Origin of the sequence: Variovorax sp. OV329 (genome assembly GCF_900114785.1) — a bacterium.
Taxonomy (GTDB): Bacteria; Pseudomonadota; Gammaproteobacteria; order Burkholderiales; family Burkholderiaceae_C; genus Variovorax.
On sequence record NZ_FOUG01000001.1, the window covers coordinates 218,650 to 233,721 of the forward strand.

The window sequence follows — 15,072 nt, forward strand, 5'->3', positions numbered from 1 at the left end:
TGCTTGCGGATTTAGCCGATGCGGCCTGCCAGCGCCGCCTTCACCGCTGCGCTGGCGTGAAAGGCGCCCAGCACCGTGACGGACTCGATCGTCTCGGCGGCCAAGCCGGGGGACACCTCCGGCCCGATCACCGCCAGGCCGAGGACGCGGATCTGCAGCTTTTCGCGGGCCGCCCTGACGGCTTCGAGATCGGCTGCACCGAAGTGCTGGATGCCCAGAACCAGGGACTTGCGCGCAACCGTCTGGCGCACCACCTCCGCTTGCGTGGCGAGATGGGTGCGGATGGCGGTGCGAATCAGGTCCGAGCGATTCGAATAGAAGCCTTCCTGGACCAGCAGGTCGATCTGGCCCAGGTCCACGCAACCGACGTTGATGGTGATCTTTTCGTCCGCCGGTTTGGCGGAGGCTAGGAGGGTGGCGCTTTTCTTCGGCATGCGCCATCCTATTACCATCCAAGTGGATGGTCAATCGTTTTATTCCCGCGCGGTTTTCGCTTTCGACGAAGGTCCTCTGCCTGTTGCGGGCAACTTCTCTACGGAGACCGTCATGTCCTCTATGTCCATCGGGCCGTAGTTGCTCATGAACGCAACGTCGGCGGCGTCCCGGCCGTATCCGACCACGATGCGCCCGCCCCGCGGGCTGGCCTGGGTCGCGTCGAAGGTGTACCAGCGTCCTCCCACAAAGGCCTCGAACCAGGCATGCATGTCCATCGGCTCCAGTCCATGCAGATAGCCCGCCACCATGCGCGCTGGAATTCGCAGTGCGCGGGTGAGCGCAATGCCCACATGGGCAAAGTCACGGCAGACCCCCGCGCCTGCCTCCAGTGTCTGCATCGCATCGGTGGCGGAGTCGCTCACGCCGTATTCGTAGCGCAACTGCTCGTGGATCCAGCGGCGGATCGCTTCGACTTGCGCATAGCCCGGCGCATGCATGTGGGCGATGGCCTTGGCCTTTTCCTCCATCCGGTCGCTGGGGCAATACCGGCTGGGCAGCAGGTAGACCAGCGCGGCATCGGGGAGCTCTTCGACCGGCGTGGCGCGAGCATCCGGGTCCACGGCCAGGGCGTCTTCGGTGTCCATGACGACCTCGACGTCGATGCGCATGCCGCCGGCCGGCACGGTCAGGCGCTGGCAGAGGTTGCCATACACGTCCGTGTACTCGACGGTGGGCACCCATGGGTCGAGCATGTATTCCTCACGCACCATCCACTGTGCCAAACCGCTTCTGGGCCGCAGCATGGCCACGGCAGGACAGGGCGCTTCGTTCTTGATGCGCATCTGATGGATCACTTGGAGGCGCACTGTTGAATCTCCTGGAAATCAAGTCTTTGGAAAGCAGGGGGCCAGGCAGTGTGCTGCGCGCATCCATCGCAGGGACGTCGGCCTGGAGCGCATGCATGTGAAGGACACACCCGCACCGGCGCATCGGCGCACCCGGGGTACATACACTCTCGACGTCGTCACAACTCGCGAAGGACACTTTCGAATGCCTTTGAACCTGCTTTTCTTCCGCCGCTGCGCCGTGGCCTGCGCCGTTCTCGGCTTGTCCGTGGGTGCCATCGCCCAAAGCGCCTCGCCGCTGCACGCGCAGGTGGCCCCGATCGTCTCGGGCATGTACCCCTCGCTGGAGGCGCTCTACAAGGACCTGCATGCACATCCGGAGATCGGCTTCCAGGAAGTCCGCACCGCCGCCAGGATGGCCGAGGAGATGAAGAAGCTGGGCTTCGAGGTGACCGAGAAGGTGGGTGGCACCGGCGTGGTGGGCATCTACAAGAACGGCGCCGGCCCCACGGTGCTGGTGCGCACCGAACTCGATGCGCTGCCCATGGAAGAAAAGACCGGCCTGCCGTACGCGAGCAAGGCCAAGGCCATGTCCAACGGCCGCGAGACCTTCGTGGCCCACAGCTGCGGACATGACGTGCACATGGCCGCCTGGGTGGGCACCGCGCGCACGCTGCTGGCGATGAAGGACCAGTGGAAGGGCACGCTGATGTTCGTCGCGCAGCCGGCCGAGGAAACCGTGAACGGCGCCAAGGCGATGATCGACGACGGCTTCTTCAAGCGCTTCGGCAAGCCCGACTTCGCCTTCGCGCTGCACACCTCGGCATCGCCCTTCGGCACGGTGGGCTACCGTGCCGGCCCGACGTCTTCCAACTCCGACGGCATGGAGATCACCTTCAAGGGCCGCGGCGGCCACGGCTCTGCGCCCGACAAGACCATCGACCCCATCACCATCGCTGCGCGCTTCGTCACCGACGTGCAGACGGTGGTGAGCCGCGAGAAGGACCCGGCCGAGTTCGGCGTCGTCACCGTGGGCGCGATCCAGGGCGGCACGGTGGGCAACATCATTCCCGATACCGTGGTGCTTCGCGGCACCGTGCGCTCCTACAAGCCCGAGGTGCGCGAGAAGCTGCTGGCCGGCATCCGCCGCACCGCCAATGCGGCGGCCGCGATGGGCGGCGCGCCCGAGCCGACGGTGGAGCTGGTGCCGGGCGGCGCGGCTATCGTGAACGACGCACAGGTAGTGAATCGCACGGCCACGGCGCTCAAGGCCGCGCTGGGCGACAAGAACGTGACGGAGGTGCCGCCCATCACCGCCAGCGAGGACTTCTCGGAGTTCCTCAATGCCGGCGTGCCGGGCATGATGTTCTTCGTCGGCACCGTGTCGCCCAAGGACTGGGAGGCCTCGCGCAAGCCGGGCGGCAAGCCCATCCCTTTCAACCACTCGCCCTTCTTCGCACCGGTGCCCGAGCCCTCGATCAAGACCAGCGTGGAAGCGATGAGCGTGGCCTTGCTGACCACGCTGGCACCGGCCCAGTAACTGGCGCCTTTGCTCAATGCCCGCCGGCGCCCCGCGGCGCGGGGCTGGGCAGCAGGCTGGCGGCGGCCACGGCGCAGGCCGCCAGCGTCCACACGATCATCGCGCCCGAGGGCAGGTCCAGCAGCGCCGACAGCGCAAGCCCCAGCGCATAGCCCAGGGCACCCACGAGGTACGCGATGGCATTGCGCCTGGCCCCGGGCGGCAGGCCGCGCGTGGCCAGCGCCGGGATGATGAGGCTGGAGAACACCAGGTACACACCCACCAGTTGCACGGATGCTGTCACCGCCACCGCGAACACGCCGTAGAAGCCGAAGCGGCCCAGCCGCGCCGACCAGCCCAGCCGCATGACGACCAGCAGCAGCGCGGAGACGACGGCCAGCCAGACGAGGTGCGTGCCGTCCACCCACAGGATCTGGCCGACCAGCAGGTCCTTCAGGTGCTCGCCGCCGTGCGGGTTGCCCGCCAGCATCAGGATGCCGGCGCAGGCGGCCAGCACGAAGAGCACGCCGATCAGCGCCTCCTGTTGCTGCGCGGCGCGCTTCTCGGTCCAGGTCAGCAGCCATGCGCCGGCGAGGGCAGCGGCCACCGCCGCGAACTGCACCGCCACGCCGCCATGCTCCACGCCCAGGGCATCGGCCGCGATCACCCCCAGGCCGGCGATCTGCGCGATGGCCAGGTCGATGAACACGATGCCGCGATCCAGCACCTGAGCGCCCAGCGGCACGTGCGTGGCCAGCACCAGCAGGCCGGCCAGCATGGCCGGGCCCAGGATGCCCAGGTCCAGGGCGTGCCAGTTCATGGCTTGGCCGCGGCCAGCAGCCGTTCCAGCGTGTCGTCGAAGAGGCCGAAGAGGTTCTTCGCCCCATCGCTGCCGCCCACGGTGAAGGGCAGCTTCACCGCCGGCATGCCGGCGTTCTTGCTGAGCCATTCCGAAGGCCGCGGATCCTGGTAGGCCGCGTAGATCACCATGCGCGCCGGGTTGCTCTTGAGTGCGGCCTGCACGCCTTGCAGGTGCGACACCGTGGGCTCGATGCCGGGCTTGGGCTCGAGCACCGCCACTTCCTTCAGGCCGAGCCAGTCGTACAGGTAGGCGAATCCCTTGTGCTGCGACACCACCGTGCTGCCCTTGAGCGGCGCGGCCTTCGCATCCCAGCGCGCGGAGGCTTCCTGCCAGCGCTTGCCGAAGTCGGCCTGCAGCCTGGCGTACTCGGCGGCGTTGGCCGGGTCGAGCTGTGCCAGGCGCGGGCCCAGCGCGGCCGCGACGCGGGCGATGTTGCGCGGGTCGGTCTGGATGTGCGGGTTGCCGGCGGCATGCACGTCGCCCTGCGCGCGGTCCAACTGCGTGGGCACCTCCAGCTTGGGCACGAAATCGGCCGCGGCGAAGTTGCCCGGCTGGCCCGCCTGCACCTTCGGGTTGCCGGACTGCTGCAGCAGCTGCGGCAGCCAGCCGATCTCCAGCTCGGCGCCGGTGCACAGCACCAGGTCGGCATTGCGGGTGCGTGCGATCAGGCTGGGCTTGGCCTGGATCTGGTGCGGGTCCTGCAGCGCGGTGGTTGCCACGGTCACGTCGACCAGGGCGCCACCCAGTTCCTGCGCGAGCGCGCCCCACTCGGGTTCGCAGGCGAACACGCGCAGGGCGGCGCTGGCCGGTGCGGCCAGCAGCAGGGACAGCAGGGGCGCCGCCAGCCAGGCGGCGATGGATGAGCGATGGAGCTTCATGGACGTTCCTCTTTTCTCACTGGGATGACGAAGGGATTCAGAAGCCGTGCGCGCCGTGGGCGCCCAGGCTCATCTGGTACTGGATCCAGATCTGGTTGTCCGGCTGGCCTTCGCGCGCCAGGTCGCGCGCGTACTGCAGGCGGACGCGCGAGAACTCGCTGGGCGCGTACTCCAGCATCAGCGAGTTCTTGCTCGGGCTGTAGCCGCTGTTGGCCACCAGTTCGCTACCGCCGGCGAAGAAGGGTGTGCCGGCATCCAGCCGCTCGGTGCGCAGGCCCACGCGCCAGCGCGGCATGAACTGGTAGATGCCCTGCAGGTACCAGCCCGAGGTGGTGTCGCTGTAGCTGCCGGGAATGGCCGCGCCGCTGCTGTCCACCACCATGTCGCCGTCCCGCTGGGCGCGCAGGTATTCGCCCTGCAGCTTGAAGTTGGTGCGGGTGGCGTTGCCGTCGGGCGCCCACTTCCACACGCCGTCCAGCACGTAGACGCGCGACTTGCCGGTGAAGGCGTTGGTGAACTCGCCGCCTGCGCCGTCGCCCATCAGCAGGGCCTGGTCGCTGGCCTTGGTGCCCAGCACCGCCACGCCCGCGCGCCAGCTGTTGCTCACGCCGACATCGCCGCCGGTGTGCACGCCCAGGCTGTACATGCCGTTGCCGTTCTTGCCGGTCTCGCTGCCCGGGAAGCTCGCGCCACGGCCGACCTCGGCGTTGAACTCCAGGTACTGGTCGATGGGCGCCACCCACTTGAGCTGCAGGCCGTCGTTGCCGTACTGGTTGCCCAGCATGGCCTGGTAGGCCAGCGGCGCATCCACGAAGTCCCACACGTGCGCATGCTGCGGGTTGAGGTAGCCGATGTTCGAGAAGAAGCGGCCGCCCTTGAGCGTCATGCCGTTGCCCAGCGCGGTGGTCTCGACGAAGGCTTCCTCCACCTCGACCTCGTTCTCCGGTGTCACCGCCAGCGTGGCAGTGCCGCGGAAATAGGGGTCGATGCTGGCCGAGAAGCTCAGCTCGGTCTCGCCCAGGCTGAAGCTGCGCGTGCCGGGTCCTTGCTCGGCATCCGGCGTGCGGGCGAAGCCGCTGATGGCGTAGTTGGACGGGTCCCGCGAGGTGTTGATGTAGCCGCCCGAGAGGATCAGCGAGATCGCCGGGTTGAAGCTGCTGGCCGAGCCGGCGCCCGACAGGGCGGGCGCGGCGCTGGCCAGCGTGGGTGCGGCCGGTGCCGGGGCGGGCAATGCAGCCGCCGGGGTGGCTGGGGTGGCCGGGGTAGCCGTGGAGGCCGTGGAGGCCGTGCCAGTTGCGGCCGCGGCGCCAGCGGCGACGGCCGAAGGTGGCGCCGACCACTGGGCCTTGGCCGCGGTGGCCTCGGCATCCTTCACGCGCTTTTCAAGCGACTGGATGCGCGACTCGTAGTCCGCGCGCATGGCGCCGATTTCCTTGCGCAAGGCGTCGAGGTCGCCGGAAGAGGGAGCCGCGGCAGTCTGTGCGCCGGCCGGCAGGGAAAGGGCGAGCGCGAGGCTCCCCAACGGGATGATTTTTCTGTGCATGGATATCGCTCCTGGCAAGCACGTCGTGGAACGCACCCGCGCGCCGCAAAAGAAAAGGCGGCGCGGGCGCGGAAAGGCAACGTCAAGACAGGGCGATGGGCGGGGCACGGCCCTGGTAGGCCAGCACGAGCGGCGGCGTCCAGGGCGATTCGAAGGCGGCGGCGGGCGCCGCATGGTGAAGAAGGGGAAGGGCGGGCAGCAGCTCGGCCGAAGGCAGGCCACCGCCGTGCACCACGCTGCCGGCCAGGCACAGGTCGCAGTGCGACGCACCGGCCGCGTGCTTGGCCTTGCCCATCTCGGCGCTGCCGGCCGCCAGCTCGCTGGTGTGCGAGTAGACGTGGCAGGCGGCCGCCGCCTGTGCCACCGGCAGGATCAGCGCCATCCACAGCATCAGCCACGCGAAATGGCGTGGCAGCGCGGGGCGGCGGAAACGGCGGGAGGTGGAGGGCATGGCTGGCGCGGGAAGGGCGAAATCTTATCCGCTTGCAGCGGGGCTGGGCACGGGCGGTTCGCTTTTGCTACGCTTTGCGCCCCCACGACCCGGAGACACAGCGATGACCCAGTACTGGCTGATGAAGTCCGAGCCCGACGAATGCTCCATCGACGACGCCCTGGCCGCCCGCGACGCCACCGTGCCCTGGACGGGGGTGCGCAGCTACCAGGCGCGCAACTTCATGCGCGACCAGATGAAGGAGGGCGATGGCGTGCTCTTTTACCACTCCAGCTGCCCCGAGCCGGGCGTGGTGGGCGTGGCCCGGGTGGCCTCGGGCACGCGGCCCGACCCGACGCAGTTCGACGCCAAGTCGCCCTACTACGACGCCGATTCCAAGCAGGAGTCGCCGCGCTGGCTGCTGCTGGACGTGCAGGCGCTGCGCAAGACGCGCCTGCTCTCGCTGCCCGAGATGCGCTCCACGCCCGAGCTGGCCGACATGGTCGTGCTGCGCCGGGGCAATCGCCTGTCGATCACGCCGGTGGACCCGAAGCACTGGAGCCTGATCGTGGACGACATGCTGGCCTGAGCCGGCGCGCCGGCCTGGCCGGCGATGGAATGAAATCGCACGCGCGGCGGTAGTACTGGATGAGCCTCTGCAAAGGCTCGCCCTTCAACCCCTGGCTTGCTGCGGAGGCATTCCATCATGCAACGACGCGACTTCCTGGCCCTGGCCGCCGCTGGCGGCGGCGCTGTCCTCTCCGGTGCCCTGTCCGGCTGCGCCAGCACCGGCGCGGGTTCCGCCGGCGCTGGCGATTTCTACTTCGTCCAGCTCTCGGACACCCACTGGGGCTACAGCGGCCCCGCCAATCCCGACGCCCGGGTCACCCTGCCCAAGGCGATTGCCAGCGTGAACGCGCTGGCCGAGCCGCCGGACTTCATCGTCTTCACCGGCGACCTGACCCACACCACCGACGACCCGGCCGAGCGCCGCCGGCGCCTGGCGGAATTCAAGGGCCTGACCGACCAGTTGAAGGTGCGCAACCTGCGCTTCATGCCGGGCGAGCACGATGCCTCGCTGGACCGCGGCGCCGCCTACCAGGAGCTGTTCGGCGACACCTACTACAGCTTCGATCACCGCGGGGTGCACTTCATCGCGCTGGACAACGTGTCCGACCCCGGCGCGCGCATCGGCGAGGCGCAGCTCGCCTGGCTGACGTCGGACCTGGCCTCGCGCGATCGCTCCGCGCCCATCGTGGTGCTCACGCACCGGCCGCTCTTCGACCTGGCGCCCCGGTGGGACTGGGCCACGCGCGACGGCGCGCAGGCGCTGGAGATCCTGATGCCTTTCCAGAACGTGACGGTGTTCTATGGTCACATCCACCAGGAGAATCACCGGATGACCGGGCACATCGCCCACCATTCGGCCAAGTCGCTCATCTTCGCGCTGCCGGCGCCGGGTTCGCAGGAGCAGCGCACGCCCCTGCCGTGGAATGCGGACGCGCCCTATGCCGGCCTGGGATTCCGCGAGGTGGCGGCCTCGGCCCAGGCCGCCTCGCCCAGGCTCACCGAACTGCCGGTGGTGACGGCATGAAAAAGAAACTGCTGTGGAGCAGGCGATCGCTGCTGGGTTGCGGCGCGCTGGCGGCAGGCGCCTGGGCGCTGGGCGCGGCGCCGCAGGCGCTGGGCAGTGGCATGCGCACCATCGAGATCGTCGCGCGGCGCTTCACCTTCCTGCCCTCACAGGTGCCGCTAAAAGCGGGCGAGCGGGTGCAGGTGGTGGTGCAGGGGATGGATTTCGCGCATGGCATGAACATCCCCGACCTGGGCAAGCGCTACGACCTGGTGCCGGGCCAGTTCACGCGCTTCGAGCTGCAGCCGTCGGCGCCGGGCACCATCGAGTTCCTGTGCGACAACTTCTGCGGCGACGGGCATGAGACCATGCACGGCCGCTTCGTCGTCACCTAGCCAGCCATGGACCGCAGCGCCTTCGAGCGGCGTGTGTTGCCGCACCTGGACGCCGGCTACAACCTGGCGCGCTGGCTGCTGCGCGGCGACACCCAGGCCGAGGACGCCGTGCAGGAGGCGGCGCTGCGTGCCATGCGCTACTTCGACACGCTGCAGGGCGGCGATGCCCGGCCCTGGTTCCTGGGCATCGTGCGCAACACCTGCTTCGACGCCCTGGCGAGGGCGCGCCAGTGGCCGCAGACTCAGGCGTACGACGATGAAGATGCCGCAATGGAAACTGCGGTGGACAGCGCGCCGGGTCCCGAGGCCCTGCTTTACGAACGCGAGATCGGCGCGCGCGTCGACGCCGCGCTGCGCGCCTTGCCGCCGCCCTTGCGCGAGGTGGTGGTGCTGCGCGAGCTGGAAGGCCTGGACTACGCTGCCATCGCCCGCATCGCCGGCGTGCCGGCGGGCACCGTGATGTCGCGCCTGTCGCGTGCGCGCGAGCGCCTGCGCCACGCCCTTGCGCAAGACCTGGAAAGGGGGCGAGCATGAAGCCCGACGAAGAAGACGAGCCGCTGTCGACGCTCATCGGCCGCCATGCGAGCCGCCACCGGGCGCCCAAGTCGCTGCACGCCAGCATCCGCACGCAGCTGTCACTGCAAGAGCTTCGCGAGGACGCCCGCCGCGCCGGGCCGGCCCGCAGCTGGCTGCGCCGCCTGCTGGACGCGCGCTGGCGCACCGCGGGGCTGGGCTTCGCCGCGGGCCTGCTGTGCGCGGCCCTGGTGCTGCCGCTGGCCCGCCAGGCCTGGCAGGGCTGGGCGGAGGCGCCGCAGCTGGTGGCGCTGCATGTGCGTGCGCTGCAGGCGCCGCAGCTCGTGGCGGTGGTTTCTTCCGACCGCCACACCGTTCGGCCGTGGTTCCAGGGCCGCATCGACTACGCGCCGCCGGTGTTCGACCTGGCCAGCGACGGCTTCGTGCTGCTGGGCGGGCGGGCCGACAAGCTGCGGGGCGAAGCGGTGGCGGCGCTGGTCTACAAGCGCGACCTGCACGTGATCGACCTCTATGTCCAGCCGGGCGACGGCACGCTGCGCGCGCTGTCGTCCGCGAGCGAGCGGGGTTTCAACCTGGTGCAATGGTCCGACGGCGCGATGCGCTACACGGCGGTCTCGGACCTGGAGCGGCGCGAGCTGGAATATTTCGCTGCGCTGTGGCGCGAGCGCCGGCAGGCGCAGTAGGGACGCATCTTGCAATCGACGCCGCGGCCTCCAATTGTGGCCGCATGGGCGATCGACCTTCCTTCATCGAGCCACGTCCCAGCACCGGCGATGACGCCGAGCTGCTGGACGCCTATTCCGAAACCGTGGCCGGCACCGTGGAGCGCGTGCGCGACGCGGTGGTGGCCATCGCGGCGCACGCGCCGCCGGGCAAGGGCCATGGCGGCACGGGCTCCGGCTTTCTCTTCACCCCCGACGGCTACCTGCTGACCAACAGCCACGTGGTGCATGGCGCCGCGCGGCTCGAAGTGCTGCGCCCCGACGGCACGCGCAGCGAGGCGCAGCTGCTGGGCGAGGACCCCGACACCGACCTGGCGGTGCTGCGCATCGGCGCCAGCCGCGCGCTGCCCCACCTGGAACTGGGCGACTCGGCCCGCCTGCGCGTGGGGCAGATCGCCATCGCCATCGGCAACCCGCTGGGCTTCAACCACACGGTGACCAGCGGCATCGTCTCGGCCCTGGGACGCTCGCTGCGCTCCAAGGCCGGGCGAATGATCGACAACGTGATCCAGACCGATGCGGCGCTCAACCCGGGCAACTCCGGCGGGCCGCTGCTGGACAGCCGCGGCCGCGTGATCGGCGTCAACACCGCGATCATCCCGGGCGCGCAGGCCATCTGCTTCGCGGTGGCGGTGAATTCGGCCCAGTGGGTGCTGACGCAGCTTTTCACCCATGGGCGGGTGCGGCGCGCCTTCATCGGGCTCTCGGGCTCCACGGTGCCCTTGTCTCGCCGCGCCGCGCGGGTGCTGGCGCTGGAGGCGCAGGACAGCTGCGTGCGCGTGTCCGACGTGCAGCCCAACTCGCCTGCGGCCACTGCGGGCCTGAAGAGCGACGACATGATTGTCGGCATCGACGGCGCACCGGCGCGCACGGTGGACGACCTGCATCGCCTGCTGGACGAATCACGCATCGGCAAGCTGTGCGTGCTGCGCATCGTGCGCGGCGGCCAGGCGCTGTACCTGCACGTCACGCCGCTGGAAGCGCGCCGCGGCTGAGGCCTTCAGCCGAACTGGATGCCCTGCGCCAGCGGCAGCTCGCGCGAGAAGTTGACGGTGTTGGTGGTGCGGCGCATGTACTGCTTCCAGGAATCGGAGCCGCTCTCGCGATCGCCGCCGGTTTCCTTCTCGCCACCGAAGGCGCCGCCGATCTCCGCGCCGTTGGGGCCGATGTTGACGTTGGCGATGCCGCAGTCGGAACCCGCCGCCGAGAGGAACAGCTCCACCTCGCGCAGGTCGTTGGAGAAGATGCAGGACGACAAGCCCTGGGGCACGTCGTTGTGCATCGCGATCGCGTCCTCGAGCGTGTCGTAGGCCAGCACGTAGAGCAGGGGCGCGAAGGTCTCGTGCCGCACGACCTCGGTCTGCGAGGGCATGTCGACGATGGCAGGCTGCGCATACCAGGCTTGCGGGTGGCGTTCGGCCAACACGCGCTCGCCGCCCGCCAGCACGCGGCCGCCCTGGGCGCGAGCCGTGCTCAACGCGGACTGCATGGCGTCGAAGGCGGCCTTGTCGATGAGCGGACCCACCAGCGTGCCCTCGGCCAGCGGGTCGCCGATGCGCAGGCCGGCGTAGGTCTTCACCAGGCGGGCCAGCAGGTCGTCCTTCACGCTGCGATGCACGATGAGCCGGCGCAGCGTGGTGCAGCGCTGGCCCGCGGTCGCCACCGCCCCGAAGAGGATGGCGCGCAGGGCCATGTCGAGGTCGGCGGCGGGCGTGACGATCATCGCGTTGTTGCCGCCCAGCTCCAGGATGCGCCGGCCGAAGCGCTGTGCCACCTTCGGCCCCACGGCCCGGCCCATGCGCGTGGAGCCGGTGGCCGACACCAGCGCGATGCCGGAGTGGTCCACCAGTGCCTCGGCGACGTCGGCGCGGCCGATGGCGATCTGCGCCAGTCCTTCAGGCGCGCGGTCCCCGAAGCGGGCGATGGCGCGTTCCAGCGCGCGGAAGGTCGCCAGGCCCGACAGTGGCGCCTTCTCCGAGGGCTTGAAGATGACTGGATCGCCGCACACCAGCGCGAGAGCCGCGTTCCATGCGAACACGGCGCTCGGGAAGTTGAAGGCGGTGATGATGGCGACCGGCCCCAGCGGGTGGTACTGCTCCATCATGCGGTGGCCGGGCCGCTCCGAGACGATGGTGCGGCCGTAGAGCTGGCGCGAGAGCCCCAGCGCGAAGTCGCAGATGTCCACGCATTCCTGCACCTCGCCCAGGCCTTCCTGCGCGATCTTGCCCACCTCCAGCGACACCACGTGGCCGATGTGGGCCTTGGCGGCGCGCAGCTCCTCGCCCCACAGGCGCACAAGCTCGCCGCGGACCGGTGCCGGCACGCTGCGCCACCTGCGGAAGGCGCCCTGCGCCTTCTGCACCATGCCATCCACCGCGGACGCAGGCTGCTCGTGCATGCGGGCCAGTTCGGCGCCGTCGATGGGCGAGCGCACGTGGAGCGATCCGCCACGGCATTCGTCGGCGCCGATGCCGCAGCGTTGGAAGAGATGGGACAGTGCATCGCTCATGGGAGGCTCCGTGTTCGGGGTGTCAGGCTGGCTCGGCTTCTCGCTCGGCAGGCAACGGTGCGCGGCCGGCGAGCTGAGCGTAATGGTGCCCGACCCGCGTGCGCAGAAAGTCTTGCAGCGTCACCTGCTCCTGCCGCACGAAGCCTTGCGCCGGAAGCTTGCCCTGCTGCAACAACTCCAGCGCCCCCACCACGCCGGCGGCGGTGCTCAGCTCGATGGCCGTACGCGCCTTGCCGCGCAGGCTCGCACCGTAGATGCGGGCCAGGCAGGTCTCCTGCTCGAAGCGGCCCTCGCGCAGGCCGCTGGCCGCCGCGAAGAGGATCACCACGTCGTCGCGGCTGTGCGGCACCGCCAGCTCCAGCACCTGGCGCAGCAGGTCGCGCCGCTCGACCAGGCGAAGGTCGTGAAGGAGGAAGTTCATCGCCTCGCGGTGGCCGGGATAGCGAATGGACTTGTAGTCGAGGTTGCGCACGCGGCCCTGCAGGCTTTCGCACAGCGTGCCCAGGCCGCCGGCGGTGTTGAAGGCCTCGAAGGCCTCGGCATCGAGCGTGAAGGTCTCGTGGCCTTCCAGCGGCTGCACCTTGACCCGCTCGCCATTGACGATGGCGTCCGCCGGGTTGCAGTACTCGTTGATGACGCCGTCGATGCTCCAGGTGAAGTTGTAGCGCAGGCTGTTGGTCGCGTGGCGGGTGAGGGCGCCGACGCGCAGGCGCAGGTCGTAGAGCGTGTCGAAGCGGCAGGCCAGCTCCCAGCCCAGCATGCCGACCACGCCGGGCGCCAGGCCGCACTGCGGCATCAGCACCGCGCTGGCATTGACGGCCATGCGGCGGATGGCCTCGGTGGCGGCCACGTCCTCGGTCAGGTCGAAGTAGTGCGAGCCGCAGGTGGTGGCCATGGCGGCCACCGGCTGGGCCATGAAGTAGGGCAGGCAATTGATGACGGCGTCGTGCCCGGACAGCGCCGTGCACAGGTCGTCGGGCCGGGCGGCGTCGAGCTTGATGCGCCGCACCTGCCGGTCGTCCTGACCGGAGGGGTCGAACTGGTCTGCGAGCGTGATGCGCAATTGGCTGTGGTGCTGCGCCAGCATGTCGGCCACGGTGCTGCCGATCTTTCCTGCGCCCAGCACGAGCACGCTGTCCAACTGAGTCTTGTTTGCCATGGCTTTTTCTCCCTTGAACGTGTTGCTCGATCTTCTGCAAAAGCTGTAACGGACGGAAGCACACAAAGCGTCGTCATTTCGCAGGCTGTCGTCGAAATGACGAATTACTTGGTCAGACTGCACAATGACCCGCATGGAGCACCTGCAAGCGCGCCTGGACGAACTGGACCGCCACCTGTTGGCGCTGTTGCAGGCCAACGCGCGTGCGCCGACGGCCGAGCTGGCGCGGCAGCTGAAGGTGGCGCGCACCACGGTGGTGGCGCGCATCGCCCGGCTGGAGCGCGAGGGCATCGTGGCGGGCTACGGCCTGCGCCTGGGCGAGGCGCCTGAACAGGCGGCCGTGCGCGCCTTCTGCGCCTTGAGCGTGCAGGCGCGCGACGCCAGCGCCGTCATCAAGGCGCTGGAGCGCATGCCGGAAGTAGAGGGCGCCTGGGCGGTGAGCGGCGAATCGGACTACATGGTGCTGCTGCGTTGCGCCACGCCGAAGCAACTGGATGATCTGCTGGACAGGCTGGGGCAGCTCGAAGGTGTGCGGCAGACCCAGACGTCGATGGTGCTGAGCCAGAAGATCGATCGCCGCGCGGTCGGCAACTGAAAGAAGCTGAACAGGACGAGGACCATGACCAAGACCACCCGATCATCGTCCCGCCCGGACCCCGCGCTGGCCATCGACCTCGCGCTGCAGGGCGGCGGCTCGCACGGCGCCTTCACCTGGGGCGTGCTGGACCGCCTGCTGGAGGAGCCCGGCTTGCGCATCGACGGCATCTCCGGCACCTCGGCCGGCGCCATGAATGCCGTCGTGCTGGCCCACGGGCACCTGCAAGGCGGCGCCGATGGTGCGAAAGAAGCGCTGGACACCTTCTGGCGGAAGGTGTCGGAGGCCGCGCTGCTCAGCCCCTTCAAGCGCAGCTTCCTGGACGTGCTCACCGGCCGCTGGACGCTGGACAACTCGCCGGTCTTCGTGGCCATGGACATGGCTGCGCGCATCTGGTCGCCCTACAACCTCAACCCGCGCGGCGCCAACCCGCTGGGCGACCTGCTTGACGAGATGATCGACTTCGATGCGCTGGACCACTCGCCCATCCAGCTCTTCGTGACCGCCACCAACGTGCGCACTGGCCGCGCGCGTGTGTTCCGCAACGCGGAGCTCAGCACCTGCGCGCTGATGGCCTCGGCCTGCCTGCCCACGCTGTTCCAGGCCATCGAGATCGACGGCGACCCCTACTGGGACGGGGGCTACGCCGGCAACCCCACCATCAGCCCGCTGGTGCGCGAGTGCGACGCCAACGACATCGTGCTGGTGCAGATCAACCCGGTGGAACGGCCCGGGGTGCCGCGCACGGCGGCGGAGATCCAGAACCGGCTCAACGAGGTGTCCTTCAACTCGCCGCTGCTCAAGGAGCTGCGCATGATCGCGCTGCTGCGCCAGGTCTCCGACCCCGGCCATGCGGAGGGCGCGCTGTGGGCACGCATGCGCATGCACCGCATCGCGACGGACGCCATGCTGAAGCTGGGCTACTCGTCCAAGATGATCGCGGAGTGGGCCTTCCTGTGCGAACTGCGCGACGAGGGACGCAAGGCGGCGGACGACTTCCTGCGCTCGCATGGCGCGGACCTCGGCGTGCGCTCCTCGATGGACCTGGACGCGCTGATGGAGGGGGTCTAGGC

General features: G+C 69.5%; 17 protein-coding genes. 9 read left to right on the forward strand and 8 right to left on the reverse strand.

The window, feature by feature from the left end; all coding sequences use genetic code 11:
• Positions 1-11: 11 nt before the first annotated feature.
• Positions 12-434, reverse strand: coding sequence for a CopG family transcriptional regulator (locus BM345_RS00960; RefSeq protein ID WP_093374603.1), 423 nt, complete (start codon positions 432-434; stop codon positions 12-14).
• Between the two features lie 39 nt (positions 435-473).
• Entirely contained in the window at positions 474-1,277 is an 804-nt protein-coding gene (locus tag BM345_RS00965) for a transglutaminase domain-containing protein (protein ID WP_093375244.1), read from the reverse strand.
• Between the two features lie 208 nt (positions 1,278-1,485).
• Between BM345_RS00965 and BM345_RS00970 the strand changes: the two genes are divergently transcribed.
• On the forward strand, positions 1,486-2,820 hold the full coding sequence (locus tag BM345_RS00970; RefSeq protein WP_093374605.1) for an amidohydrolase: 1,335 nt from the start codon (positions 1,486-1,488) through the stop codon (positions 2,818-2,820).
• A gap of 13 nt (positions 2,821-2,833) precedes the next feature.
• On the opposite strand, the gene BM345_RS00975 is transcribed toward BM345_RS00970, so the two are convergent.
• From BM345_RS00975 to BM345_RS00995, 4 genes are all read right to left on the reverse strand, one after another.
• The gene (locus BM345_RS00975) at positions 2,834-3,619 is read right to left on the reverse strand and encodes a metal ABC transporter permease (protein WP_093374608.1); all 786 of its coding nucleotides are present in this window, start codon (positions 3,617-3,619) and stop codon (positions 2,834-2,836) included.
• On the reverse strand, positions 3,616-4,539 hold the full coding sequence (locus tag BM345_RS00980; RefSeq protein WP_093374610.1) for a metal ABC transporter substrate-binding protein: 924 nt from the start codon (positions 4,537-4,539) through the stop codon (positions 3,616-3,618). The genes BM345_RS00975 and BM345_RS00980 overlap by 4 nt, the downstream gene beginning before the upstream one ends.
• Before the next feature lie 37 nt (positions 4,540-4,576).
• Entirely contained in the window at positions 4,577-6,082 is a 1,506-nt protein-coding gene (locus BM345_RS00985; RefSeq protein WP_175544857.1) for a hypothetical protein, read from the reverse strand.
• Positions 6,083-6,164: 82 nt separating this feature from the next.
• Positions 6,165-6,533: a DUF2946 family protein gene (locus BM345_RS00995; RefSeq protein WP_093374617.1), complete on the reverse strand. Its 369-nt coding sequence runs from the start codon at positions 6,531-6,533 to the stop codon at positions 6,165-6,167.
• Positions 6,534-6,636: 103 nt separating this feature from the next.
• Here BM345_RS00995 and BM345_RS01000 point away from each other — a divergent pair, with 103 nt between their 5' ends.
• From BM345_RS01000 to BM345_RS01025, 6 genes are all read left to right on the forward strand, one after another.
• Complete coding sequence (locus BM345_RS01000) at positions 6,637-7,101, forward strand: EVE domain-containing protein (RefSeq protein WP_093374619.1); 465 nt, start codon at positions 6,637-6,639, stop codon at positions 7,099-7,101.
• 117 nt (positions 7,102-7,218) lie between these two features.
• Positions 7,219-8,106 carry a metallophosphoesterase family protein gene (locus tag BM345_RS01005; RefSeq protein ID WP_093374621.1) on the forward strand — a complete coding sequence of 296 codons (888 nt, stop codon included), beginning with the start codon at positions 7,219-7,221 and terminating at the stop codon, positions 8,104-8,106.
• Entirely contained in the window at positions 8,103-8,480 is a 378-nt protein-coding gene (locus BM345_RS01010) for a cupredoxin domain-containing protein (RefSeq protein WP_093374623.1), read from the forward strand. Before BM345_RS01005 ends, BM345_RS01010 begins: the two co-directional genes overlap by 4 nt.
• A 6-nt stretch (positions 8,481-8,486) precedes the next feature.
• Positions 8,487-9,014, forward strand: coding sequence for a sigma-70 family RNA polymerase sigma factor (locus BM345_RS01015; RefSeq protein ID WP_093374625.1), 528 nt, complete (start codon positions 8,487-8,489; stop codon positions 9,012-9,014).
• Positions 9,011-9,697: an anti-sigma factor gene (locus BM345_RS01020; protein WP_093374627.1), complete on the forward strand. Its 687-nt coding sequence runs from the start codon at positions 9,011-9,013 to the stop codon at positions 9,695-9,697. The genes BM345_RS01015 and BM345_RS01020 overlap by 4 nt, the downstream gene beginning before the upstream one ends.
• Before the next feature lie 44 nt (positions 9,698-9,741).
• Positions 9,742-10,731, forward strand: coding sequence for a S1C family serine protease (locus tag BM345_RS01025; RefSeq protein WP_093374629.1), 990 nt, complete (start codon positions 9,742-9,744; stop codon positions 10,729-10,731).
• A gap of 5 nt (positions 10,732-10,736) precedes the next feature.
• Here BM345_RS01025 and BM345_RS01030 read toward each other — a convergent pair whose 3' ends face one another.
• On the reverse strand, positions 10,737-12,245 hold the full coding sequence (locus tag BM345_RS01030) for an L-piperidine-6-carboxylate dehydrogenase (RefSeq protein WP_093374631.1): 1,509 nt from the start codon (positions 12,243-12,245) through the stop codon (positions 10,737-10,739).
• 22 nt (positions 12,246-12,267) lie between these two features.
• Entirely contained in the window at positions 12,268-13,404 is a 1,137-nt protein-coding gene (locus BM345_RS01035; protein WP_093374633.1) for a saccharopine dehydrogenase family protein, read from the reverse strand.
• Between the two features lie 142 nt (positions 13,405-13,546).
• Between BM345_RS01035 and BM345_RS01040 the strand changes: the two genes are divergently transcribed.
• Together BM345_RS01040 and BM345_RS01045 are read left to right on the forward strand one after the other, a co-directional pair.
• A complete protein-coding gene (locus BM345_RS01040; RefSeq protein ID WP_093375246.1) occupies positions 13,547-13,999 on the forward strand; it encodes an Lrp/AsnC family transcriptional regulator in 453 nt (150 codons plus the stop codon).
• A gap of 24 nt (positions 14,000-14,023) precedes the next feature.
• Positions 14,024-15,070: a patatin-like phospholipase family protein gene (locus tag BM345_RS01045; RefSeq protein WP_093374635.1), complete on the forward strand. Its 1,047-nt coding sequence runs from the start codon at positions 14,024-14,026 to the stop codon at positions 15,068-15,070.
• Positions 15,071-15,072: the final 2 nt, after the last annotated feature.

Bases quoted from the DNA above. Each gene is read 5' to 3' on its own strand.
- BM345_RS00960 (WP_093374603.1), bottom strand. From the start codon at position 434: ATGCCGAAGAAAAGCGCCACCCTCCTAGCCTCCGCCAAACCGGCGGAC.
- BM345_RS00965 (WP_093375244.1), bottom strand. From the start codon at position 1,277: ATGCGCATCAAGAACGAAGCGCCCTGTCCTGCCGTGGCCATGCTGCGG.
- BM345_RS00970 (WP_093374605.1), top strand. From the start codon at position 1,486: ATGCCTTTGAACCTGCTTTTCTTCCGCCGCTGCGCCGTGGCCTGCGCC.
- BM345_RS00975 (WP_093374608.1), bottom strand. From the start codon at position 3,619: ATGAACTGGCACGCCCTGGACCTGGGCATCCTGGGCCCGGCCATGCTG.
- BM345_RS00980 (WP_093374610.1), bottom strand. From the start codon at position 4,539: ATGAAGCTCCATCGCTCATCCATCGCCGCCTGGCTGGCGGCGCCCCTG.
- BM345_RS00985 (WP_175544857.1), bottom strand. From the start codon at position 6,082: ATGCACAGAAAAATCATCCCGTTGGGGAGCCTCGCGCTCGCCCTTTCC.
- BM345_RS00995 (WP_093374617.1), bottom strand. From the start codon at position 6,533: ATGCCCTCCACCTCCCGCCGTTTCCGCCGCCCCGCGCTGCCACGCCAT.
- BM345_RS01000 (WP_093374619.1), top strand. From the start codon at position 6,637: ATGACCCAGTACTGGCTGATGAAGTCCGAGCCCGACGAATGCTCCATC.
- BM345_RS01005 (WP_093374621.1), top strand. From the start codon at position 7,219: ATGCAACGACGCGACTTCCTGGCCCTGGCCGCCGCTGGCGGCGGCGCT.
- BM345_RS01010 (WP_093374623.1), top strand. From the start codon at position 8,103: ATGAAAAAGAAACTGCTGTGGAGCAGGCGATCGCTGCTGGGTTGCGGC.
- BM345_RS01015 (WP_093374625.1), top strand. From the start codon at position 8,487: ATGGACCGCAGCGCCTTCGAGCGGCGTGTGTTGCCGCACCTGGACGCC.
- BM345_RS01020 (WP_093374627.1), top strand. From the start codon at position 9,011: ATGAAGCCCGACGAAGAAGACGAGCCGCTGTCGACGCTCATCGGCCGC.
- BM345_RS01025 (WP_093374629.1), top strand. From the start codon at position 9,742: ATGGGCGATCGACCTTCCTTCATCGAGCCACGTCCCAGCACCGGCGAT.
- BM345_RS01030 (WP_093374631.1), bottom strand. From the start codon at position 12,245: ATGAGCGATGCACTGTCCCATCTCTTCCAACGCTGCGGCATCGGCGCC.
- BM345_RS01035 (WP_093374633.1), bottom strand. From the start codon at position 13,404: ATGGCAAACAAGACTCAGTTGGACAGCGTGCTCGTGCTGGGCGCAGGA.
- BM345_RS01045 (WP_093374635.1), top strand. From the start codon at position 14,024: ATGACCAAGACCACCCGATCATCGTCCCGCCCGGACCCCGCGCTGGCC.